We start from the raw sequence: 22,527 nt of genomic DNA on the forward strand, positions 1-22,527 counted from the left end.
GCGGTCGGTGTCGACCGGGATGCCGTCATAGATGGGTATCAGACGCGCATTATAAAGGCCCCGTTGCTGCGTTGCCGAACGAGAGTTTCAATCGCGGCGATAGCGTTCGGGTTTCTGGTGGGACCGACCGCGCCGGCAAAGCGCGGCAGACGGCACCGGCGGCCAGCGCGATCGCGCGGCCTCGCGCGGCGCGTTGCCGCAGGCGTCGGCGCGGTCGTCCGGCCGGCCAGGCAGCCCCGCCCGCGGATGTAACCGTCATTTACACTTGAGCGACCGATGCAGCGTTTACAATAAGCGGGATCGAACGACAGGCGGGCGCGCGGCATGCGCGGCCCGTTCTCTTTATACGGATTCATGGCAAAAGCTCCTTATTCCGCTCAGGCACAGGCGTTGCCGCACCGGATGTCGAAGCTCCTCACGGAGATCCGCTGGATTCTCCAGGTCGCGCTGTGCGCGTTTCTGGTGATGGCCCTGCTGAGCTACAGCCGGCGCGACCCGAGCTGGACGCATGCCGCGCAGGTGGACCACATCTCGAACTGGGCCGGCCGCGTCGGCGCATGGACGGCCGACATCATCCTGCTGCTGTTCGGCCTGTCGGCCTACTGGCTGATCGTGCCGCTCGCGCGGCGCATCGCGGTCAACTATCGCCGCATCACGCGCCACGAGGCGCTCGCCGAAGAACCCGAGCGGCCGATCGGCTGGCTGACCGAGATCCTCGCGTTCGTGCTGGTCGTGCTTGCGTGCGACGGCATCGAGGCGCTGCGGATGTGGTCGCTGAAGGTGCAGCTGCCGCGCGCGCCGGGCGGCGTCGTCGGCGAGGCCGTCGCGGGCGCGGTGTCGCACGCGCTGGGCTTCACGGGCGGCACGCTCGCGCTGCTGATCGCGCTGGCGATCGGCTTGTCGCTGTATTTCCGCTTCTCGTGGCTGTCGGTGTCCGAGCGCGTCGGCGGCGCGATCCTGTCCGCCGTCAACGTCGCGAAGCTGCGCCGTGAGGCCGAGCGCGACCGCCGCCTCGGCGAGGCCGCGGCCGTGCGCCGCGAAGGCAAGGTCGAGGAAGAGCGCGTGCGCATCGAGGATCACGAGCCCGTGACCATCGTGCCGCCGGTCGTCACGCCGGCGAAGTCCGAGCGCGTCGAGCGCGAGCGCCAGGTGCCGCTGTTTACCGACCTGCCCGGCGACTCGACGCTGCCGCCGGTGTCGCTGCTCGATCCCGCGCCGAAGGCGCAGGAGGCGATCTCGGCCGATACGCTCGAATTCACGTCGCGGCTGATCGAGAAGAAGCTGAAGGACTTCGGCGTCGAGGCGAGCGTCGTCGCCGCGTACCCGGGCCCGGTCGTCACGCGCTACGAGATCGAGCCGGCCACCGGCGTGAAGGGCAGCCAGATCGTCAACCTCGCGAAGGATCTCGCGCGTTCGCTGTCGCTCGTGTCGATCCGCGTCGTCGAGACGATTCCGGGCAAGAACTACATGGCGCTCGAACTGCCGAACCAGCGCCGCCAGACGGTGCATTTGTCCGAGATCATCGGTTCCGAGGTCTACGCGGCCGCGTCGTCGGCGCTGACGCTGAGCCTCGGCAAGGACATCGGCGGCAAGCCGGTGTGCGCGGATCTCGCGAAGATGCCGCACCTGCTGGTCGCCGGCACGACCGGTTCGGGCAAGTCGGTCGGGATCAACGCGATGATCCTGTCGCTGCTGTACAAGGCGACCGCCGAGCAGGTGCGCCTGATCCTGATCGATCCGAAGATGCTCGAAATGAGCGTCTACGAAGGCATTCCGCACCTGCTGTGCCCGGTCGTCACCGACATGCGCCAGGCCGGCCATGCGCTGAACTGGACCGTCGCCGAGATGGAGCGCCGCTACAAGCTGATGAGCAAGCTGGGCGTGCGCAACCTTGCGGGCTACAACAACAAGATCGACGACGCGGCCAAGCGCGAGGAGAAGATCCCGAACCCGTTCAGCCTGACGCCGGACGATCCGGAGCCGCTCGGCCGCCTGCCGAACATCGTCGTCGTGATCGACGAGCTGGCCGACCTGATGATGGTCGTCGGCAAGAAGGTCGAGGAACTGATCGCGCGGATCGCGCAGAAGGCGCGCGCGGCCGGCATTCACCTGATCCTCGCGACGCAGCGTCCGTCGGTCGACGTGATCACCGGCCTGATCAAGGCGAACGTGCCGACGCGGATCGCGTTCCAGGTGTCGTCGAAGATCGACTCGCGCACGATTCTCGACCAGATGGGCGCCGAATCGCTGCTCGGGATGGGCGACATGCTCTACCTGCCGCCGGGCACCGGCCTGCCGGTGCGCGTGCACGGCGCGTTCGTCGCCGACGACGAGGTGCATCGCGTCGTCGAGAAACTCAAGGAGCAGGGCGAGCCGAACTATGTCGAGGGCCTGCTCGAAGGCGGCACCGCCGACGGCGACGAGGGCTCGGCCGGCGCGGGAACCGGCGAAGGCGGCGGCGAGTCTGATCCGCTGTACGACCAGGCGGTCGAGATCGTCATCAAGAACCGCCGCGCGTCGATTTCGCTCGTGCAGCGCCATCTGCGGATCGGCTACAACCGCGCGGCGCGGCTGCTCGAGCAGATGGAGCAGTCGGGGCTCGTATCGGCGATGTCGTCGAGCGGCAACCGCGAAATTCTTGTGCCGGCGCGCGACGCGGAATGAGTCCGCGGCGCTCGCGGCGCCGGCCATCCAGGGAGAAAACCGCAATATGCAGCAACATTCGTTCGCAATGTCCCTTCGTTCGACGCGGCGCTGGTTCGGCGCGGCGCTGGCCGGCGCATCGCTGATGCTCGCGGCCACGCATGCGTTCGCGAGCGGCACCGAGCAGTTGAGGGCCTTCGTGTCGCAGGTGCGTGCGGCGAAGGGCGAGTTCACGCAGCAGATCGTCAAGGCGCCGAGCAAGGGCGCGAGCGCCGCGCAGGCCGCGCCGAAGCCGAACGACAATTCGAGCGGCACGTTCGTGTTCTCGCGTCCGGGCAAGTTCATCTGGACGTACCAGAAGCCGTATCAGCAGGTGCTGCAGGCCGACGGCGACAAGCTGTACGTGTACGACCGCGACCTGAACCAGGTCACCGAGCGCAAGCTGAACGGCGCACTCGGCGCGAGCCCGGCCGCGATCCTGTTCGGCAGCAACGATCTCGACAAGAACTACACGCTGCGCGATGCCGGCGAGAAGGGCGGCATCGACTGGCTCGAGATGCTGCCGAAGGCGCAGGACACGCAGTTCCAGCGGATCGGCATCGGCTTCAGGAACGGCACGCTCGCCGCGATGGAGTTGCACGACGTGTTCGGCAACGTCACGCTGCTGACGTTCACGAACATTCAGACCAATCCGCCGCTGAAGGCCGATACCTTCAAGTTCGTCGTGCCGAAGGGCGCCGACGTGATCAACGGCTGACCGGCGCCGCGCGCCGCGTTTTCCCGACGGGCCTGCCGGCAACGGCAGGCCCGTGTTGTTTGTGGGCGCCGGGCACCGGGCGCCGGGCACGGCGGCGGCGGCGTGCGGCTGTCATAATGTCGGGTCCGGCGGCCGCGTTCGGCCGCTACCGTTTGAAGTGGAGCGAGGGTTCATGTCCGACCTGTTTCAAGTCGAGCCGCGCCGTCCGCTTGCCGAGGCGCTGCGGCCGAAGACGCTCGCCGAGGTGATCGGCCAGACGCATTTGCTGGGCGAAGGCAAGCCGCTGCGGCTCGCGTTCGAATCGGGCAAGCCGCATTCGATGATCCTGTGGGGGCCGCCCGGCGTCGGCAAGACGACGCTCGCGCGGCTCACCGCGCTGGCGTTCGACTGCGAGTTCATCGCGCTGTCCGCGGTGCTCGGCGGCGTGAAGGACATCCGCGAGGCGATGGAGCAGGCGAAGGACACGCTGAACCGCACCGGCCGCCACACGATCCTGTTCGTCGACGAGATCCATCGCTTCAACAAGGGGCAGCAGGACGCGCTGCTGCCGTTCGTCGAGTCGGGGCTCGTGACCTTCATTGGCGCGACCACCGAGAACCCGAGTTTCGAGGTGAACTCGGCGCTGCTGTCGCGGGCGCAGGTGTACGTGCTGCAGTCTCTGAACGACGACGAGATGCGCCAGTTGCTCAGGCGCGCGCAGGAGATCGCGCTCGACGGCCTCGCGTTCGACGACAAGGCGGTCGACACGCTGGTCGGCTATGCGGACGGCGATGCGCGGCGCTTCCTGAACCTGCTCGAGCAGGCGCAGACGGCGGCTGCGTCGGCCGGCGTGACGACGATCGACGCCGATTTCGTCAGCAGCGCGATGACGCTGAACGCACGGCGCTTCGACAAGGGCGGCGACAATTTCTACGACCAGATCTCGGCGCTGCACAAGTCGGTGCGCGGGTCGAGCCCGGACGGCGCGCTGTACTGGTTCTGCCGGATGATCGACGGCGGCGCGGATCCGAAATATCTCGCGCGCCGGATCGTGCGGATGGCGTGGGAGGACATCGGCCTGGCCGACCCGCGCGCGATGCAGATGGCGAACGACGCGGCCGAGACCTACGAGCGGCTCGGCTCGCCGGAAGGCGAGCTCGCGCTCGGGCAGGCGGTGATCTATCTGGCGTGCGCGGCGAAGAGCAATGCCGGCTACAACGCGTTCAACCAGGCGATGGCGTTCGTCAAGCAGGACAAGTCGCGCGAGGTGCCCGTGCATCTGCGCAACGCGCCGACCAAGCTGATGAAGGAGCTCGGTTACGGTCACGCGTACCGCTACGCGCACGACGAGCCGAACGCCTATGCGGCCGGCGAGACGTACCTGCCGGACGGCATGCGCGAGCCGCGCTGGTACAAGCCGGTGCCGCGCGGGCTCGAATCGAAGATCGCGGACAAGCTCGCGTGGCTGCGCGAGCTCGATCGCGAGGCCGGCAAGAAGGACTAGCGCGCGGCGCCGCGGGGTTGTCGCCGCCGGCGACGCCCGTGGCGTGCGAAAGGCGGCTGTCCGCTGCCGCGCGTGGGCGACGATGCGTGCGTCAGCGTTTGCGGCCCGGCTGCTTTTTCCAGTAGCCGAACGGTTCCTCGTGGCATTCGATGTCGAGTTCGGCGATGCGCGCATGCAGGCGTTCCTGCGCATCGGCGATCGCGATGTTGTAGATCGCCGGCGCGATTTCCTCGACGAAGAAGTGCAGCAGCGCGCCGGCCTGGATATTGCCGATCGGCTCGTCCATGTTTTCCGTGAAATAGCGTTGCAGCGACGCGATCGCACGGTCGCGTACGTCCTTGTCGAGTTCGATGGCCATCGGGGTTTCCTGTTTGTCGATCGGCCGGCGCGGGGCCGGTACGCCGGAGCCGCGCCACGCCGCTTGCCGGTGGACCCAACGTGCACCGGCAGTGCGATACTGCCACGACCGGTGGTTTTCCGGCATCGTCCGTCGGGCCGACGCGTTGGCGGCCGCGCCGTGCGTTAGAATTCCCGTCTTACACAACGATTTTCCAAGTCCTCCCATGCTCGACATCCAGTTGCTGCGCAAAGACCTCGACGGCGTCGCCAAGCGCCTCGCCGATCGCGGCTACACCCTCGACGTCGCCGCGTTCTCCGCCCTCGAAGCGGAACGCCGCGCGATCCAGACCCGTACCGAAGAGCTCCAGGCGCGCCGCAACAGCCTGTCGAAGCAGATCGGCGCGATGAAGGGGAAGGGCGAGGACACGTCGGCCGTGATGGCCGAGGTCGGCGGAATCGGCGACGAGATGAAGGCGTCGGCGACCCAGCTCGACGAAATCCAGCAGCGCCTGTCCGACCTGATGCTGGGCATGCCGAACATCGCGCACGACAGCGTGCCGGTCGGCAAGGACGAAACCGACAACGTCGAGGTGCGCCGCTGGGGCACGCCGCGCCAGTTCGATTTCGACGTGAAGGATCACGTCGACGTCGGCACGCCGCTCGGCCTCGATTTCGAGACGGGCGCGAAGCTCGCCGGCGCGCGCTTCACGATGCTGCGCGGCCCGATCGCGCGCCTGCACCGCGCGCTCGCGCAGTTCATGCTCGACACGCACACGCAGCAGCACGGCTACAGCGAGACCTACACGCCGTACATCGTGAACCCGGAGATCCTGTACGGCACCGGCCAGCTGCCGAAGTTCGCCGACGACATGTTCCGCGTCGAGAAGGGCGGCGCGGAAAACACGGTCACGCAATACCTGATCTCGACCTCCGAGATCTCGCTGACGAACACCGTGCGCGACTCGATCGTCGAAGCGTCGGCGCTGCCGATCAAGCTGACCGCGCATTCGCCGTGCTTCCGTTCCGAAGCCGGCTCGTACGGCCGCGATACGCGCGGAATGATCCGCCAGCACCAGTTCGACAAGGTCGAGATGGTGCAGGTCGTCGCGCCGGAAACGTCGTACGCGGCGCTCGACGAGATGGTCGGCCATGCGGAAGCGATCCTGCAGAAGCTCGGCCTGCCGTACCGCGTGATCACGCTGTGCACGGGCGACATGGGGTTCTCGGCTGCGAAGACGTTCGATCTCGAGGTGTGGCTCCCCGCGCAGAATACCTACCGCGAGATTTCGAGCTGCTCGAACACCGAGGCGTTCCAGGCGCGCCGGATGCAGGCGCGCTTCCGCAACGCGCAGGGCAAGCCGGAACTCGTGCATACGCTGAACGGTTCCGGTCTCGCGGTCGGCCGCACGCTGGTCGCGGTGCTCGAGAACTACCAGAACGCCGATGGTTCGGTCACGGTGCCCGAGGCGCTGCGTCCGTACATGGGCGGCATGGAGCGCATCGACGCGCCGGCACACGCGTCGTAAGCGCGCGGCGACGAATTTCCGCAGCCCTCGCAAAAAATTTGCAAAAAAGGGCTTGCGAGCCAAGAAGAGATCGTCTTATAATCTTTTCTTTCCCGGAAACGACCAACCGGGAAATGCAGTAAGGAAGGAGAGGTGGCAGAGTGGTCGAATGTACCTGACTCGAAATCAGGCGTACGGTTTCCCCGTACCGTGGGTTCGAATCCCACCCTCTCCGCCAAAATACGAAACCCCTTGATCCGGAAGGATCAAGGGGTTTTTCGTTTGGGGTGGCGTTGCATCGTCTATGAGGTTGTCTTGGTCGGTTGGTGGCAATCGTGATGGTTTCATGGGTGGTGTGAAGGGGGCGTTCGAGCCTCCGCTGGGTCGGAAATCTTTCGATAGCCTTTTCCGGGGCGGGCGCTTATTTGTGATGTAACTCTTCGGAGGTACTCACTCGGGTAAGGCGGTGAACTCTAGCACTGCATTATCTTGCGACTACAACGGGTTTGGCTCTGCTCGTCGCGGAGCGTGCGATTGGGCTGTTTGCTGCTGCAGCGGGTAAGTCTTGCTTGACCGGCGCGGATCGCGTTCAATGCTTATTTCATATTTTTTCAAAAGCCAGATATTTCGCTGCCAGCTCAATTGAATCCACTGGCGGATGATTGTTCTCCTGACGAAATGACGACGCGAGCCATTGTGCGGGCTGGCACGGCGGTGCTCGCCGGCTGTATTCGGTGAATGCGTAATGGCACGCCTCTGCCCGTCCCTGGGGAGGGGGGCAAATTAAGTATGTGAGAGTGACGTCGAGGCGGAATTGAAGTTGGTTTTTGGTTATAAATAAAAATCATGCTTATTTAGATTCGAATGAAATTTGAATTTAAATGTTGCATAAGGTGGGCGCCAGTAGATGCAAGGGTATGGCGAAAAGTCATCGTTGAGGCCGGTCGATCCAGTGCAAGAAGAAGTGAGTTGGCTCAAAGGATGGGATTCTGGGGGTAATTTCTGGTTCTTCACGGATTGCCGGGATAGGCGGCCTTGATCTTGAGGAAGAAGTAGGCGCTGTCGCGATAGCCGTAGGCCATGCGCTTCATGACCTTGATGCGGTTATTGATGCCTTCGAGCTGGCCGGTGTGCATCGGCCAGCGCACGCGGGAGAGAATGCCTCGCCAGTACGCGGCCAACTTGTTTGCAAAGCGCTGGAGTGGTTCGATGGCACTCGCGCGGGCCTGCGCCAGCCAGTTGCGCCAGGCGCGACGCCATTGCCACGCGCTCATCGGCTGCCAGAGTTCCTTGAGCACTGACTTGAGCAGGTAGACGGTCATTAGGGCCTGATTGGCTTCCAGCAGTTCGTGTAGCTTGATCTGGTGCTCGGCCGACAGATTCTCGCGGTTGCGCAGCAATAGCCAGCGCGCCCGTTTGACCACGCGCCGCTGCGGGCGATCATGCTTGAGCCGGTTGGCTTCGTCGACGCGCACCCGGTCGATCACCTCCCGACCATACTTGGCGACCACGTGATAGAGGTCGTACACGACACGCGCACTCGGGCAGTGCTGTTGCACCTCCAGATCGAACGCGGTGTTCATATCCATCGCGACGGCCTCGATGCACGCGCACCGCTCGATGCCGAGCCAGTCGAAGAACGGGCGAATCGCTTCCCGGCTGCGGCCTTCGCCGACCCACAACACCCGGCGTGTGTCGGCATCCATCACCACCGTGGCGTAACGGTGGCCCTTGTAGAGCGCGAATTCGTCCATCACCAGCCGGCGCGGCTGCGCCTCGGGCAACGCATCAAGCCGCGCCTGCAAGCGCTTTGCATCGATACGCCGGACGGTTTCCCAGTGCAGCCCTGAGAGCTGGCAGACGTGGGCGACCGGCAGCTTCTCGCGCCAATGCGCGACGAATTCCGCAAGGCGCCGGGTGATCCGGGCGTGGCGATCCAGCCAGCTCACGCGCTCAATGCGCGGCCCGCAGCCGTCGCACCGCACCCGACGCAAACGCACGCGCAGCCAGACCGCATCGCCCAACATCGGCAGGTCGCGAATCGTGCGCCAGCCGTGTTCGTGCACGCGCTCGCTGCGCTGGCCGCAGCCCGAGCAGTGCGCGGCAAGACCGATATGCGGCAGCAAGGTGACGCGCGTCACCCCGGGCGTACGTTCGAATTCGGAAACGGTAAAACCTTTCCAGAACGGGAGGTCGAGTTTATGATCGGCCATGAAAGCGGTGGTCGTTGGAGTCGTCTGATTGGTCGCACAACCGGTCTATTCCTTCGGGCACCGCTTTCCTTTTGGGCGCCGCCTTCACGCTAATCCGTGATGAACCTAATTTTTACCTGGTGAGCGGCTGTTGCGCAATTTCGCTTGCGTAGTGGTATGTAGCCGCGTAATATCCCGTCGGCAATTGTAATGTAAGCCTCTTCGAATAATCCTCGCTACTGGTGAACCGGACGCAATGATGCGAATTCCGGTCGTGATGTGATTTTTATCGCGTGTAAGCAAAATTGTGCCAGCAGGGGGAGGCTCCAGGCCTTACTGCTGGTTACGGGGGCGGTATGTTACGCCGGACGTTACGTTGCGCGCTACGTAACATGCTGTTGTTCGCGGGCTGTCGATCGATGGAAGTCGCAATTGTGTGTGAAAATCCCACCGAGGGGCAGAGTTTCCGCGAGTTCTGCAACTCCGGAGAGGGTGAGGCGGCGGGTCAGGAGAGTGGCCCGCTTCTTGCATGGGTTGCGCTTGTGCCTAATGTTAGAAGACAGACAAAATGATTTATTTGAGGGCCGGAGCAGGGGTGGAAAATCCAATCTCACTGACCGATTCGCTGTCTGGCGCAAGCCAGAGGTGGTCGACGATAAAGTATGGTCATCGTTTGGGCGCCGAAGGTGAGGTGCGGGCTTTCGCCGATGTCTCTTGGTGATCTCTAGCGATGATTTTGGGCTGTATCCCGGCGGTGGCAAGTAAGTGAAGGATAATATCGCCGCATATGTCGGTCAGCCGAAGGTGTCGAATTTCTCCGGTCGCCGTATGGGGCTAGTATGCTCACCATTCTTGTAGTGTGAGATCCTCGTGGTATAAGCCTTAGACCGGAGTCGGTTTGTCAATGCACCGATTTTGATTGAGTATTTCGGATGTCAGGTTGCGAAAGCTTGGGCGTTGAATTTGCGGTCCAGGCGCGGGGGCGATGCACGGGGGATATGGATTGGCTTGTGAGTGTTCGACTGTATGAATGTCATACGCCCTGGATAATATCGTCGCGATTGGGTGACTTTTCTCAATTGACTTCGATGCAAAGGGCGGATGAGGTTGCGGGTGAGTTAGCGCTTCCTTTTTTGTTGTGATTGTCCTGATTTTCTGGGTTGCGCCATGTGTCGCGGCGTGGTGGTGGGCCTTTTGCTTTTCGGTTTGCGTCTCTTTTTCTGGAATGCGATATAGAGAGTGTGATGCAGATTAATTGAAGTCTTGTCGTGTGTTTTTTTGATGATTTTTGATGAAGTAAAAATTGCCGGCAAGGGTTGATTGATGGTTGGGTGTTGGCTAGGGTAGCTTGCTAATCGGATGGGTTAGATGGAGACGCTTTTAATTTCTTTCGTGATCTCATTTGTCGTGGCCTTGTTGATTGTTCGATATGAACATCTGCATGCGCGCCTGTCGATGGATCGGGACTTGGATGGGGTTCAAAAGGTGCACGCGATCGCAGTTCCACGGGTGGGTGGAATTGCCGTGATATCGGGGGTATTCGCTGGTGCGGTCGTCAGCTTCGTTATCCATCGTACGATCAGCGCCGAATATTTCGTTCTGATGGGGTGTGCAGTTCCCGTGGTCGTCTTCGGTATAACCGAAGATTTGACGAAGCGGGTCAGTGCCCGGGCGCGCCTTATTGGATCTGCGATCGCTGCGTTGATCGCTTGCTATGCTCTGAAGGCAGTGGTTGGTCGAGTGGGTGTGTCGTATGTCGACGCCTTGCTGGTAATCGCGCCCATTGCGACGGTATTTACGGTCTTTGCAGTGTCAGGCGTGGTTCACGCGTTCAATATTATCGATGGAATGAATGGCTTGGTATCGGTTGTGTCGATCGTCATTCTAACCTCCATCGGTTTTGTTGCTCATCAGGTTGATGATCCTCTTGTTGTCGCTGTCTCGCTGGCAATGGTTGGTGCGATTTTGGGTTTCTTGCTTTGGAATTACCCTGTTGCTCAGGTTTTCCTCGGTGATGGTGGGGCGTATTTTATTGGATTTGTAACTGCGGAATTGCTGATCTTGCTCACTGTTCGCAATTCGCGTATTTCGCCACTTTATGCGCTGCTTGTGACTTTTTATCCGGTATTTGAGACGCTGTTTTCTATCTACCGACGGCGGATTTTGCGCGGCTTGCCGGTCGGAGCGCCTGATGCCGACCACTTGCATACGCTCATTTTTCATCGATTTGTCGGGCGAGAACTGGATCAGTCTAATTTGCATGCGCGCCTAATCTGCAATTCGCGGACCTCATCGTATTTGTGGGTGCTGAACATCCTTGCTGTTGCGCCGGCAACGCTGTTTTGGGATGATCCCGAGTTGCTCGCGGGGTTTGCGGTACTTTTTGCCGTGGTGTACGTGTGGCTGTACTCGTCCATAGTCAAGTTCAGAGACCCTATTTGGTTGCGGTGAAAGGGTGCCCCTCGCTGTGCGGCATTATTCGCAACGGGGATGTGGTGTGGGCGCAACATGCAGCTGGGCGACTCAATTGGTGCACAGGGATGAACGTAGAATGTGCGCCCGGATAGCATGCACGCAGCCCGGGGATACGCGCCTTTGCGCCTGCGGGCGAAGGGGGTTGGCATGCGACCGGTTTATGTCGGGGTGGTTTGTCCCCTATTGATGGCGAGATGTGTGGGGGTAGATGAGCCTCCTCAATCTCCGTGGGGAGACTCCCGACGTGAGGGGGCAGTGCCGATAGGCAGCGCATCCGCTGCGGACGATATTGCCAAGCCGGCGGGTTCCCGCCGTTGCTTGTCTATCGGTGATGGCCTCGTGCTGCGAATCCGTTAGACGTCTTGCTACTGATAATAATCGCGTGCCATCCGAGGTCGGATACGCTCGCTTTCCATCGATTCATCGTTCATGTTGCTTCTCCGATCTTTAAGAGTCACGCTCACCGCTGCATGTTTGGCCACGACGCTCGGTGCTTGCGCGCTCTCTCCGGGTATGCGGTTCCAAGCCGATAAGCCAGTTGACCCGGGCGACGCCCAATCCGTTCCCCAAGTTCAGCAAATTACGCCGGCGCTGGTGCGTGAGCAGCAAGCCGCGCGCGAGGCTGAAAGCAGCGGCGTCACGCAATTGCTGGGCGAGCCCAAGCCATACAAGATTGGGCCCGGTGATGTGCTGTCGATCATTGCATGGGATCACCCCGAACTGGTGGTACCGAACCTAACCTACACGATTGGTGATACGGCGGGCACGCTGCCGAGCGGCCCCGGACTGAGTACGCAATCCATCCCGGGCTTTGTTGTTGGAGATGACGGCACTGTTCAATATCCGTACGTCGGCAAAGTTCGAGCGGTTGGGCAAACGGCATCTCAACTTCAGGCGTACTTGAAGAAGATACTGGTTCCATATTTGCGTAATCCGCAGTTGACGGTCAGTGTCATCGCTTACCGTAGTAAGCGGATTTTCGTCGAAGGGCAAGTTGGTCAGCCTGGCGTCAAGCCGATCACCAATATTCCGATGTCGCTTGCCGAGGCGCTCAGCGAAGCAAACGGTGTGGTGCCCGGATCGGGGGACACCAGCCGGATTCAGTTGCTGCGTGGCGGCAAGTCGTATCTGATCAACTTGCCTGAGCTTGCGGAAAAGCAAATCGACGCGTCGAAGATTATGCTCGCCGACCAAGACGTCGTGCGTGTTCCGCCACAAACATACAACCAGGTACTGGTGACGGGTGAAGTTTCGCGGCCGGTCTCGGTCTCCCTTCATGACGGGCGGCTCTCGCTCAACGAGGCGATTGGTGCAGCCTCGGGCGTGAACCCGACCAGTGCTGAGCCGGCTGCGATTTACGTGATTCGTGCAACGCCGGACCCTGCGAAGCCGGATGTATTCAAGCTGGACAGTTCGTCCCCAGTCGGGTTCGCACTTGCCGAGCACTTCCAGTTGAAGCCGAAAGATGTGGTTTATGTCGATGCAACCGGACTGACTCGCTGGAGCCGCGTGATGTCGCTGCTACTGCCGAGTGTTACCGGGGCGAGCGTCGGGCGTGCAGCGGTGGGAGGGTACTGATGGTTGCATCGATCCTTGTCGTATGCATTGGCAACATCTGTCGTAGTCCGATGGCGGAGGGGCTGTTGCGTACGCAATTACCTGGCGTGCGAGTGGAGTCGGCAGGGTTGTCTGCGCTTGTCGGGCGGTCTGCGGAGCCATATGCCGTTTCGTTGATGGCGGATCAGGGCATCGATATCGGAGCGCATAGGGCTCGCCAGCTTGTGACGTCGCACTGTAAGGAGGTCGACCTGATTCTCGTCATGGACGAGGAGCAGCGGCGCGTCGTGCAGCAGAAGTATCCATTCGCGTTTGGCCGTGTCTTCCGCATCGGCCACTTTGAAGGATTCGACGTGCCCGATCCCTACAAGGGGAGCGAGGCAGAGTTCGCCGCAAGCGGCCAACTGATCGAGAAGGGGGTGTCCGGCTGGATTTCCAGGATTCGTTCGCTCTCGTAGGACTTTCGCGCGATTGGACTCGGATGATTCGGTCGCCCGCGATGCCGGCAAGAACGTAGCCGGCATTTTGAAACTCGCTAGTATGTGTCGTCACCATGTCTTCAACTCATCAACCCGTCAACGATCCGAACAACGAATCCGACACTATCGACCTCACCGGCGTTCTGGATCTGCTCGTCGAAAATCGACTGCTGATTACGATTGTCGCTGCGCTGTTTGTGTTGATTGGAGGGCTCTATGCCTTTCTTGCGACGCCGATCTACGAGTCGAACATTGTCACGCAGATCGAAGACAGCCCGGACAGCTCGGCGAAAAGTCTGCTCGGCAACCTGTCTTCGATTTTCGACGTTAAGTCCTCTGCCGATACGGAAACTCAGATTCTCGGTTCGCGGCTCGTCGTGTCCGGAGCCGTCGATACGTTGAAGCTGTACATCACGGCGGAGCCGAAGCGCTTCCCGTTGATTGGTGGCTGGATCTCCCGGCATTCAAAGTCGCTGTCGCGTCCTGGTTTTCTCGGCATGGGCGGCTATACGTGGGGGCGGGAATCGATCGACGTCGATACGTTCGACGTGCCGTCTGATCTGTATGAGCACAAATATACGCTGACGTACTTGGGTAACGACGAATACAGTCTGGCCGGCGATGGGCTCGACCAGCCTGTGCGCGGCAAGGTGGGCAAGCTTGAAACGATCCGATTTGGTGGTGGGGCGCTGCAGATCAACGTTCGGTCCATCTCTGCGGAATCGGGTGCCGTGTTCTTGCTAAAGCGATATTCCCGTCAGCAAACAATCGATGAGCTCCAGAAGAATCTGAAGGTCCAATCGCTCGGCAAGGATTCGGACGTGATCTCCGCGTCGTTGCAGAGCGACGATCCCGAGCTGCTGGCCAAAACCCTGAACGAACTTGGCCATCAGTATGTGAAGCAGAACGCGGAGCGCAAAGCAGCACAGGCAGATCAGTCGCTGCAGTTCCTGATGATTCAGGAGCCGCAACGCCGACATGAACTCGACACTTCGGAAGAGCTCCTCAACGACTATCGTCACAAGCATGCGACCCTCCAGCTCGATGCTGAAGGCAAGATCATTCTCCAGCAATCGGCAGATGCTCAAACCAAGCTGCTCGAGCTGCGTCAAAAGCGCCAAGAGTTGATGACTCGATTTGGCGACTCGCATCCTGCAGTCGTTGCAATCAACGACCAGATCAACGCGGTACAGGCAAACTTCGATCAGATCACCGATCGCATCAAGAGCATGCCGCTTGAGGAGCAGGGGCAATTGCGGCTCGAGCGTGATGTGCGCGTGAATACCGATCTGTACCTTGCTTTGCGCAATAACATCGAGCAGCTTCGTCTGCTCAAGGCAGGCAAGATCGGTAACGTACGCCTCGTTGACACGGCCTATCAGCCTGAACGCCCTGTTAAGCCGAAAAAGCTGCTTGTCGTTGCGGCATCGGGCATCTTGGGTTTGCTGGTCGGTATCGGGCTCGCAGCACTGCGCGAGACGCTGTTCCGTGGTGTCACGGATCCCCATGCGCTTGAAGTGCATAGCGGCCTTAATGTGATCACGACAGTTCCTCATAGCAGGGCGCAAATTGAACTTGCAGGCCAACTCGATAATTCAGCTGGCCGGTCGCTGCTGCTCGTCAACGCTCACGCCGACGATCCCGCCATCGAAAGTCTTCGCAGTTTGCGAACCTCTCTGCAATTCTCGTTGCTGGACGCTCGCAACAATGTGGTGATGGTGACCGGACCTGCACCTGGGGTCGGCAAGTCGTTCGTGTCTGCGAACCTGGCCGGGTTGTTTGCGATGTCAGATAAGCGCGTGCTGTTGATCGATGGAGATATGCGTCGCGGCCAGATTAACAAATACCTCGCCGTAACGCGGGAACGCGGGCTGGCGGAACTGCTCGGTGGTGCGATCGACGTGACTGGAGCGACGCGTCGCGAGATCCTTCCTAATCTCGACTTCATCCCGACTGGCACGCTACCAGCTAACCCGGCCGAATTGCTGATGAATGGCCGTTTGAAGGACATCATCGCCGCGGCATCGCGTCAGTACGATCTCGTAGTGGTCGATGCACCGCCGGTACTCGCGGTGTCGGACGCGGAAATCATCGCGCCGCTGGCGGGCACCGTGTATTTGATCGCAATGTTTGGCAAAACTCGCACGGGCGAAATCAGCGAATCGGCGAAGCGACTTCGGCAGGCTGGCTCGGTCGTCACGGGGCTGTTGTTCAACGGCATGAAGGCACGAGGCGGTAAGTATTCGTACGGCGGGAAATACGCAACTTACCGATACATATCGTACAAATACGACACGAGAGATGAATAATGACTCGAGGGAGAGCAAAGTGAACGTAGGTCTTTCGGATAACGCGAAGGTCGGTATCATCGGGCTCGGTTATGTTGGTTTACCGCTCGCTGTCGAATTTGGAAAGCGGCGGGATGTTGTCGGTTTCGATATCAATCAGCCGCGTATCAATGCGCTGAAGGAAGGGTATGATTCGACGCAGGAGGTGAGTGAGGCTGAACTAAAGGAAGCCGCTCGTCTTACGTTTACGAGCAGCCTGGATGATCTTCGCGACTGCTCGATTTATATTGCGACAGTGCCAACGCCAATCGATGAGTACAAACGTCCGGACCTGACCGCGCTTTACCGCGCCAGCGAGAGCATTGGCAAGGTGCTGAAGAAGAATGACATCGTCATTTATGAATCGACGGTTTACCCGGGGGCAACGGAAGAAGAATGCGTGCCGGTTCTAGAGCGCGTATCGGGGCTCAAGTTCAATGTCGATTTCTTCGTTGGTTATAGCCCGGAGCGTATCAATCCGGGTGATAAAACGCATCGAGTTTCAAACATTCTCAAGGTGACGTCGGGGTCGACGCCCGAAGTCGCGGATATCGTGGACGCGTTGTATGCGGAGATTGTGACGGTCGGTACGCACAAGGCAAGCAGCATTCGGGTTGCCGAGGCGGCGAAGGTGATCGAGAACACTCAGCGCGACGTGAATATCGCACTGATCAACGAGTTGTCGATGATTTTCAACCGAATGGGTATCGACACGCAGGCAGTGCTGGAAGCCGCCGGCACGAAGTGGAACTTTCTGCCGTTTCGTCCCGGGCTCGTCGGCGGCCATTGCATCGGTGTTGATCCGTATTACTTGACGCACAAGGCACAGGCTATCGGTTACCACCCGGAAGTTGTCCTTGCTGGACGTCGTGTGAACGACAACATGGGCATCTACGTTGCGTCGCAATTGGTGAAAGCACTATCCCGGCGCGGCACGGCGATGACAGGCATGCGCGTGCTCGTGCTGGGCTTCGCTTTCAAGGAAAACTGTCCGGATCTACGTAACACGCGCGTGATCGACATCGTTAATGAACTGCGTGAGTACGACGCAACCGTCGATGTATATGATCCGTGGGTTTCGGCGGAAGAGGCCCGTCACGAGTATGGTCTTTCGCTGACCGATGAGCCGGCTCGTGAGACTTATGATGCAATTATTCTGGCCGTCGCGCACCGCGAATTTGCTGAAATGGGCGTCGATTCGGTTCGAGCGTTCGGGAAGCCCGGCCACGTGCTGTATGACCTGAAGTACGTGTTTCCGGCTGATGCGTCGGACATCCGCCTGTAACAACGCTGCACCTTCGCATTTTTATCGTCATGACTAATCGTTACTCGACCGTATGCAGCGCGCTGACTGAACAGCCTCGGCGCTGGGTCATTACCGGTGCGGCAGGGTTCATCGGCTCAAACCTGCTCGAGACGCTGTTGAAGCTCAATCAGAACGTGGTCGGGCTGGATAATTTCTCCACCGGCTACCGTCACAATCTCGATGAAGTGCGTGACACGGTTACGCCAGAGCAATGGCGTAATTTCGAACTGGTGGAGGGCGACATTCGGAATCTCGCTGACTGCGCACGTGCCGTGGAAGGTAGCGACTACGTACTGCACCAGGCTGCGCTCGGTTCGGTGCCGCGCTCGCTGTTGGACCCAATCACGACTAACAGCGTGAATATCGACGGGTTTCTCAACATGCTGGTGGCGGCGCGCGACGCGAAGGTGAAGAGTTTCACATATGCCGCGTCGAGTTCGACCTACGGTGATCATCCAGGGTTGCCGAAGGTCGAGGATCGTATCGGCAAGCCGCTGTCGCCCTATGCCGTGACCAAGTACGTCAACGAACTATACGCAGACGTGTTTGCCCGCAGCTACGGGTTCCGTTCGATCGGGTTGCGCTACTTCAACGTGTTCGGCAAGCGTCAGGATCCCGAAGGGGCCTACGCAGCTGTAATTCCCAAATGGACGGCTGCGCTGATTCGCGGCGACGAGGTGATTGTTAACGGAGATGGTGAGACGAGCCGTGATTTTTGCTTCGTCGACAATGTCGTGCAGGCGAATATTCTGGCTGCGACGGCTGACGATGAGGCGAGGAACGAGGTGTATAACATCGCTGTCGGTGGTCGAACAACATTGAATCAGTTGTTTGACACGTTGAGGGCGGCGTTGAAAGCAAATGGTGTTGCATACGACAAACCTGCGACGCACGGAGCGGTACGCCCAGGTGACGTTAGGCACTCGCAGGCTAGCATCGAAAAAGCGGAAAGACTCTTAGGTTATTCGAATCCTATCGATTTTATCAGCGGGATCGGTCGGGCCATGCCGTGGTATGTTTCCTGTTTGACGACCGAATTACATATGAAGGGATGAGAGGTGTGCTAAGAAAGGCGCTGAACATGTTTCCCATGTTTCGGAGTGACTGGATCCGTACTCGAATACGTGGCTTAAGCGCCGATCATCTGCGTATTGCACGCAGTGCGATCTGGGTTTCCTTGTTCGTACTATTGGGGAAATCTGCTGGCGCAATGAAGGAAATGGCAATTGCATACCGATATGGCGTCGGAACGATCGTCGATGCATACCAGCTAACCTTTACGTTAATTACTTGGTTGCCCAGCACTGCTGTTACTGTGCTCGGAACGGTATTGATCCCAGCGCTAGTGCGGTTACGCGATCAAGACGAGACGGAGAGAGCCAATTTCCTCGGCGAGCTGCAAGGATGGTCGCTACTGATCGGATTACTGTTTGCTGGTCTTTTATATCTGTGCTGGGGGCCAGCTGTTCAGGTAATGGGCGGAAGCCTTTCGCCGGAAACGCGACAAATGTCGCTGAGATTGATGGTGGGTATGTTGCCAATTGGCATACTGACGCTATGGATCAGCGTGCAAGCGGCAAGGTTGCAGTCACGTGAACGGCATGTCAACACGTTGCTGGAGTGCGTTCCGGCCGGAACATTGTTCATCGCGACGTTGTTATTTGGAACGGGCGGGTCAATCACACCGCTAATATACGGTACGTCTTTAGGCTTTATCATCCAATTTTTGTGGTTGTCAGTGCTCGCACGACGAGCGGATGGTATTCGTCCGCGACTTAAATTTTCACTCGGTTCAAAAGAATGGCCATTTATCTGGCATGCGGCTGGTGTTTATATGCTCGGTCAGGTGGCTATGAATGCCGTGACGCCTCTTGATCAGTATTTCGTTGCCCATCTGGGTGACGGGATGGTTGCAACACTTGGCTACGCAAACCGAGTATTGGCTCTGATATTGGGAATGGGTGCGTTAGCGATTAGTCGTGCTACTTTGCCGGTATTTTCCGATATCCGAACAAAGGGAGATCATCATCGTGCGCGTGAAGTTGCACTGAAATGGACTGCCGTGATGTTTTTTGGAAGTTTTTTTGTTGTTTTTTTTGCCGGCATATTCTCGGAGCATGCAATCAGATTTTTGTTCCAGCGCGGAGCATTTGCCGCGAAAGACACAATCGAGGTCGCAAGAATATTTCGTTGGAATCTAGTTCAGGTGCCTTTCTATTTCGCTGCGCCTGTTATGCTCCAGTTGATGGCGAGTCAGGGGCGATTTAAGGTTATGGCATCCATAGCCGTATTGAGTTTTTTTGTTAAGGCGTTAATGAACTTGCTACTCGTGCAGTGGCTGGACGTAAGGGGTATCGTCCTCGCAACGGCCGCTATGTATGCGAGTTCGTTAGCGTGCTATCTCATCGTAGCCCTGCGGCTGGGGCGAGATGAGTAAAGCGCCAAGAGACGTAACGCATCGTGCCGGATACGCGCATGGCTCAAATAGCGCTGAACGATTAATTGCTTGCTGGTAAGAGTTATGAAGATTGTTTTGGTTGTGAGTTCGATGCGGAGCGGCGGGGCTGAACGTGTCGCGTCCACGCTTGCCAATGCTTGGGCGCAGTACGGTCACTCGGTGACTATAATTGCAACGTACAGTGGCGGTGGCGAGTGTTTCTATTCGCTGGATTACAGTATTCGTCTTATATATTTGGCTGAGACGTCACGAATCGCGCGATCAAAACTAACTGGCTATTTTGTAAGATTACGAGCGTTGCGGAAGTTGATTTGTGATATAGGCCCGGATGTGGTTATTTCATTTCTTACTAATGTAAATGTATCTACAATCGCTGCGACGGTAGGGCTCCGCGTTCCTATTATTGCGTGCGAACATAACAATCCGCTTTCCGATGGTCGGTCGCCACTTTGGAGGTGGTTGGTTAGGTTGACATACCCTCAAGCTAATTTGATAACACTGTTAACGGAAAGTGTTGTTGATCGATTTAGGAAGAATATACCGGGCGTAAAGCGGATTGCGGTTATGCCTAACCCTTTACCCAATGATCTGTTAGCAATGCCGCTCGTTACGCATGCGGAAAAGAAAACGCGACAGATAATTGCCGTAGGACGCTTACACGCTCAGAAGCAATTCGATCATTTGATCTCGGTCTTTGGCTTGTTGGCAAGAGATTTCCCCGATTGGAATTTATCAATTTGGGGGGATGGTCCGTTGCGAGCATCTCTCGGCGCTCAAATTCAGGCAGCCGGATTGAACGAGAGGGTATCTCTACCTGGACTCTCCACGCAACTTTGGCAAGAAATGACCAAGGCAGATATTTTTGTTCTTTCGTCTCGCTTCGAGGGAATGCCAATGGTGATGATGGAGAGCATGGCGCTCGGCTTACCGGTTGCTGCGTATGATTGTCCGAGTGGTCCTCGCGAATTAACGCAAGATGGTAAGTGCGGGCTATTGGTTCCATCGGGCGATATCGATCGTCTTGCAGTTGCGCTTCGACAGTTAATGAGTGACGCCACATTGCGACAAGATCTTGGTCGAAAGGCCGCGGATGCGATGAGAAGTAATTTTTCTATTTCAATCATTATGAAAAAATGGGACGATTTGTTTGAGGGGATTGGGGTTAAGATTCGTTAATATATTTTATCTGCTTGGGCGTATTTTTTGCCGGCCAGGTAATGCTTCTTGGCTTTGGTTATTAATCTGAGTGAGTGGATGGAAGTTAAGCTATGGCCAAGATAGTTCTTTTTGCAAATACGGATTGGTATATTTACAATTTTCGCCTCCCGCTTGCAATTGCATTGCGCGAGTCCGGGCACGAGGTCACTTTGATTTCTCCGCCTGGAGAGTACGGAGAAAAACTTCAGGCCTTGGGGTTTCACTGGTTAGCGATGCCAATGGATCGACGTAGCTTGAATCCCTTGAAGGAATTTTCTGTTATTTTGTGGTTGATGAAATTTCTTCGGGATAAAAAGCCGGACTTGATTCATGGATTTACGATAAAATGCGCGATCTACGGCGCGATTTCGGGGAAATTAGCCTCGGTTCCCGCTCGTGTCAATGCAATTGCCGGAATGGGATATGTATTTACTAGCGTGGATATTCGTGCGCGATTACTTAAGCCATTTGTGAGTTGGTTGATGCGGTTTGCATTAAATGGTCGGAATAGTTTGTTGATTCTGCAAAATCCGGATGACGTGTCATTTTTTCAAAGTGAGAAGCTTGTTGAGCCTCAGCGTATTCGATTGATCAAGGGGTCGGGAGTGAATTGCGATCGATTCAATATTCCCCAGAAATATAGAGGCGATGCGGAAAAAGCCGATAATTTGAGACCACTCAACGTCTTACTGGCAGCACGACTTCTTTGGGATAAGGGCGTGGCAGAGTATATTGACGCTGCCCGAATCAGTCGCTCGAAAGGACTATCGGTTAGATTTTTTCTTGCGGGCGCGGCTGACGACGGTAATCCATCTGCAGTTAGCCACGAGCTCGTTCAACAATGGGTTGATGAGGGCCTGATCGAATGGCTTGGCCATGTTAGCGATATGCCGGCATTGTTGGCACAAATGGACGTCATGGCGCTCCCCAGTTATCGAGAGGGCCTACCCAAGACACTTATTGAAGCCGGGGCTTGCGGGTTGGCATTGCTTACAACCGATGCACCTGGCTGTCGTGAGGTAGTGAGTGAAAATGGAGTGGACGGATTGAGCATTCCAGTTCGTGACAGCGTCTCGTTGGCGAAAGGAATTGAGCAACTGGTAAAGGATCGTGAATTGTGCCGGCGTCTTGGGCACGCGGCTCGGAAGAAAGTGCTTGAAGAATTCGAAGAAAGAATCGTAATTCGTAAAACCCTAGATGCTTATCGAGAGTTACTTAAATTATAGCTTATGTGATGTGGAAATTTATAAGTGGTAGTGCTGTCAGCGCAGTCACACGCGGTTCGCGATATTGTTATTGTTAGATGGAATAGGAAGGAATGCCTCTTGATGATCTGAGTGCTGATGTTTCTTGATTGCGAAAGACTTTGCACTAATTGTTGCGTTATTCCATCGAGTGAGGATGGGCTTTCAATGAAATTTCTTGCTTCCTCGTCTCAACGAGGTGTTCGGAGTCCGCGCTTGCGTATTCGCCATTTCTGGTATTCGCCAGTGGGCATATGTTTTTTGGTGCTGGCTTCGACTATTGTCCTATTTATGGCAGTCGGATCCCGGACTTATCTTTTGCATGACCAAGACAATTATATTCGTTATTTTTCTGAAACGGATTGGTCTTGGCTGATGCAATATTATAAGGATAACCCTTGGTGGCGCTTTGCTCCCGGTGTCGTTACCGACGAGCTTGGTTGGCGTGTGTGGATTTTATTTGTCAATCAATTCGGATATGCTCCAGACGTAGGTGTGCGTATTACGGTTGTTTTGTTGAATATCGTAATTTTCTATACGCTGAGTTGGACGCGTCGTCCGGTTC

Annotated in this window: 16 protein-coding genes, 1 tRNA gene and 1 pseudogene; 15 read left to right on the top strand and 3 right to left on the bottom strand. The window is 57.9% G+C overall.

All coding sequences use genetic code 11. From position 1 onward, the window contains the following. Positions 1-38 precede the first annotated feature (38 nt). Positions 39-356 carry a hypothetical protein gene (locus tag BST28156_RS12685; protein WP_174902329.1) on the bottom strand — a complete coding sequence of 106 codons (318 nt, stop codon included), beginning with the start codon at positions 354-356 and terminating at the stop codon, positions 39-41. Between BST28156_RS12685 and BST28156_RS12690 the strand changes: the two genes are divergently transcribed. The 3 genes from BST28156_RS12690 (at position 355) to BST28156_RS12700 (ending at position 4,883) form a co-directional block, all read left to right on the top strand. Continuing rightward, positions 355-2,664 (top strand): DNA translocase FtsK, encoded by a 2,310-nt coding sequence (locus tag BST28156_RS12690; protein ID WP_060242521.1) that lies wholly within the window; start codon positions 355-357, stop codon positions 2,662-2,664. The genes BST28156_RS12685 and BST28156_RS12690 overlap by 2 nt on opposite strands. Before the next feature lie 46 nt (positions 2,665-2,710). Continuing rightward, on the top strand, positions 2,711-3,400 hold the full coding sequence (gene lolA / locus BST28156_RS12695) for an outer membrane lipoprotein chaperone LolA (protein ID WP_009688223.1): 690 nt from the start codon (positions 2,711-2,713) through the stop codon (positions 3,398-3,400). Positions 3,401-3,572: 172 nt separating this feature from the next. After that, on the top strand, positions 3,573-4,883 hold the full coding sequence (locus BST28156_RS12700) for a replication-associated recombination protein A (protein WP_040126850.1): 1,311 nt from the start codon (positions 3,573-3,575) through the stop codon (positions 4,881-4,883). A 91-nt stretch (positions 4,884-4,974) separates the two neighbouring features. Here the strand turns inward: BST28156_RS12700 and BST28156_RS12705 are convergent, their stop codons facing one another. Beyond that, entirely contained in the window at positions 4,975-5,241 is a 267-nt protein-coding gene (locus BST28156_RS12705) for a DUF2164 domain-containing protein (RefSeq protein ID WP_009688220.1), read from the bottom strand. Positions 5,242-5,446: 205 nt separating this feature from the next. Between BST28156_RS12705 and serS the strand changes: the two genes are divergently transcribed. Both serS and BST28156_RS12715 read left to right on the top strand, forming a co-directional pair. Beyond that, positions 5,447-6,748, top strand: a complete 1,302-nt coding sequence (gene serS, locus BST28156_RS12710; RefSeq protein WP_174902330.1) for a serine--tRNA ligase — start codon at positions 5,447-5,449, stop codon at positions 6,746-6,748. Between the two features lie 126 nt (positions 6,749-6,874). Continuing rightward, positions 6,875-6,965 (top strand) — tRNA-Ser (locus tag BST28156_RS12715). 772 nt (positions 6,966-7,737) lie between these two features. On the opposite strand, the gene BST28156_RS12720 is transcribed toward BST28156_RS12715, so the two are convergent. Next, positions 7,738-8,940 (bottom strand): ISL3 family transposase, encoded by a 1,203-nt coding sequence (locus tag BST28156_RS12720; RefSeq protein WP_174902331.1) that lies wholly within the window; start codon positions 8,938-8,940, stop codon positions 7,738-7,740. Positions 8,941-10,287: 1,347 nt separating this feature from the next. On the opposite strand from BST28156_RS12720, the gene BST28156_RS12725 reads away from it, so the two are divergent. The 10 genes and pseudogenes from BST28156_RS12725 to BST28156_RS12770 form a co-directional block, all read left to right on the top strand. Next, the gene (locus BST28156_RS12725) at positions 10,288-11,370 is read left to right on the top strand and encodes an MraY family glycosyltransferase (RefSeq protein ID WP_174902332.1); all 1,083 of its coding nucleotides are present in this window, start codon (positions 10,288-10,290) and stop codon (positions 11,368-11,370) included. A gap of 453 nt (positions 11,371-11,823) precedes the next feature. Next, positions 11,824-12,972, top strand: coding sequence for a polysaccharide biosynthesis/export family protein (locus tag BST28156_RS12730; RefSeq protein ID WP_174902333.1), 1,149 nt, complete (start codon positions 11,824-11,826; stop codon positions 12,970-12,972). Next, entirely contained in the window at positions 12,972-13,409 is a 438-nt protein-coding gene (locus tag BST28156_RS12735) for a low molecular weight protein-tyrosine-phosphatase (protein ID WP_174902334.1), read from the top strand. The genes BST28156_RS12730 and BST28156_RS12735 overlap by 1 nt, the downstream gene beginning before the upstream one ends. 95 nt (positions 13,410-13,504) lie before the next feature. Further along, positions 13,505-15,739 (top strand): polysaccharide biosynthesis tyrosine autokinase, encoded by a 2,235-nt coding sequence (locus BST28156_RS12740; RefSeq protein ID WP_174902335.1) that lies wholly within the window; start codon positions 13,505-13,507, stop codon positions 15,737-15,739. Further along, entirely contained in the window at positions 15,732-17,042 is a 1,311-nt protein-coding gene (tviB, locus tag BST28156_RS12745; RefSeq protein WP_174902336.1) for a Vi polysaccharide biosynthesis UDP-N-acetylglucosamine C-6 dehydrogenase TviB, read from the top strand. The genes BST28156_RS12740 and tviB overlap by 8 nt, the downstream gene beginning before the upstream one ends. 29 nt (positions 17,043-17,071) lie before the next feature. After that, positions 17,072-18,118 carry an SDR family oxidoreductase gene (locus tag BST28156_RS12750; protein ID WP_174902337.1) on the top strand — a complete coding sequence of 349 codons (1,047 nt, stop codon included), beginning with the start codon at positions 17,072-17,074 and terminating at the stop codon, positions 18,116-18,118. Positions 18,119-18,144: 26 nt separating this feature from the next. Then, on the top strand, positions 18,145-19,500 hold the full coding sequence (gene murJ, locus BST28156_RS12755; RefSeq protein WP_254596374.1) for a murein biosynthesis integral membrane protein MurJ: 1,356 nt from the start codon (positions 18,145-18,147) through the stop codon (positions 19,498-19,500). A gap of 84 nt (positions 19,501-19,584) precedes the next feature. Beyond that, entirely contained in the window at positions 19,585-20,697 is a 1,113-nt protein-coding gene (locus tag BST28156_RS12760; protein ID WP_174902338.1) for a glycosyltransferase family 4 protein, read from the top strand. Between the two features lie 92 nt (positions 20,698-20,789). After that, entirely contained in the window at positions 20,790-21,944 is a 1,155-nt protein-coding gene (locus tag BST28156_RS12765) for a glycosyltransferase family 4 protein (protein WP_174902339.1), read from the top strand. Positions 21,945-22,130: 186 nt separating this feature from the next. Continuing rightward, positions 22,131-22,527 (top strand): annotated as a pseudogene (locus tag BST28156_RS12770) (EpsG family protein); the annotation flags it as partial.

This window comes from Burkholderia pseudomultivorans (assembly GCF_902499075.1).
Lineage (GTDB): Bacteria > Pseudomonadota > Gammaproteobacteria > Burkholderiales > Burkholderiaceae > Burkholderia > Burkholderia pseudomultivorans.

What these genes read in the sequence shown, in the direction of transcription:
- BST28156_RS12690 (WP_060242521.1), top strand. Translation starts at nt 355, where the DNA reads ATGGCAAAAGCTCCTTATTCCGCTCAGGCACAGGCGTTGCCGCACCGG.
- BST28156_RS12685 (WP_174902329.1), bottom strand. Translation starts at nt 356, where the DNA reads ATGAATCCGTATAAAGAGAACGGGCCGCGCATGCCGCGCGCCCGCCTG.
- lolA (WP_009688223.1), top strand. Translation starts at nt 2,711, where the DNA reads ATGCAGCAACATTCGTTCGCAATGTCCCTTCGTTCGACGCGGCGCTGG.
- BST28156_RS12700 (WP_040126850.1), top strand. Translation starts at nt 3,573, where the DNA reads ATGTCCGACCTGTTTCAAGTCGAGCCGCGCCGTCCGCTTGCCGAGGCG.
- BST28156_RS12705 (WP_009688220.1), bottom strand. Translation starts at nt 5,241, where the DNA reads ATGGCCATCGAACTCGACAAGGACGTACGCGACCGTGCGATCGCGTCG.
- serS (WP_174902330.1), top strand. Translation starts at nt 5,447, where the DNA reads ATGCTCGACATCCAGTTGCTGCGCAAAGACCTCGACGGCGTCGCCAAG.
- BST28156_RS12720 (WP_174902331.1), bottom strand. Translation starts at nt 8,940, where the DNA reads ATGGCCGATCATAAACTCGACCTCCCGTTCTGGAAAGGTTTTACCGTT.
- BST28156_RS12725 (WP_174902332.1), top strand. Translation starts at nt 10,288, where the DNA reads ATGGAGACGCTTTTAATTTCTTTCGTGATCTCATTTGTCGTGGCCTTG.
- BST28156_RS12730 (WP_174902333.1), top strand. Translation starts at nt 11,824, where the DNA reads ATGTTGCTTCTCCGATCTTTAAGAGTCACGCTCACCGCTGCATGTTTG.
- BST28156_RS12735 (WP_174902334.1), top strand. Translation starts at nt 12,972, where the DNA reads ATGGTTGCATCGATCCTTGTCGTATGCATTGGCAACATCTGTCGTAGT.
- BST28156_RS12740 (WP_174902335.1), top strand. Translation starts at nt 13,505, where the DNA reads ATGTCTTCAACTCATCAACCCGTCAACGATCCGAACAACGAATCCGAC.
- tviB (WP_174902336.1), top strand. Translation starts at nt 15,732, where the DNA reads ATGAATAATGACTCGAGGGAGAGCAAAGTGAACGTAGGTCTTTCGGAT.
- BST28156_RS12750 (WP_174902337.1), top strand. Translation starts at nt 17,072, where the DNA reads ATGACTAATCGTTACTCGACCGTATGCAGCGCGCTGACTGAACAGCCT.
- murJ (WP_254596374.1), top strand. Translation starts at nt 18,145, where the DNA reads ATGTTTCCCATGTTTCGGAGTGACTGGATCCGTACTCGAATACGTGGC.
- BST28156_RS12760 (WP_174902338.1), top strand. Translation starts at nt 19,585, where the DNA reads ATGAAGATTGTTTTGGTTGTGAGTTCGATGCGGAGCGGCGGGGCTGAA.
- BST28156_RS12765 (WP_174902339.1), top strand. Translation starts at nt 20,790, where the DNA reads ATGGCCAAGATAGTTCTTTTTGCAAATACGGATTGGTATATTTACAAT.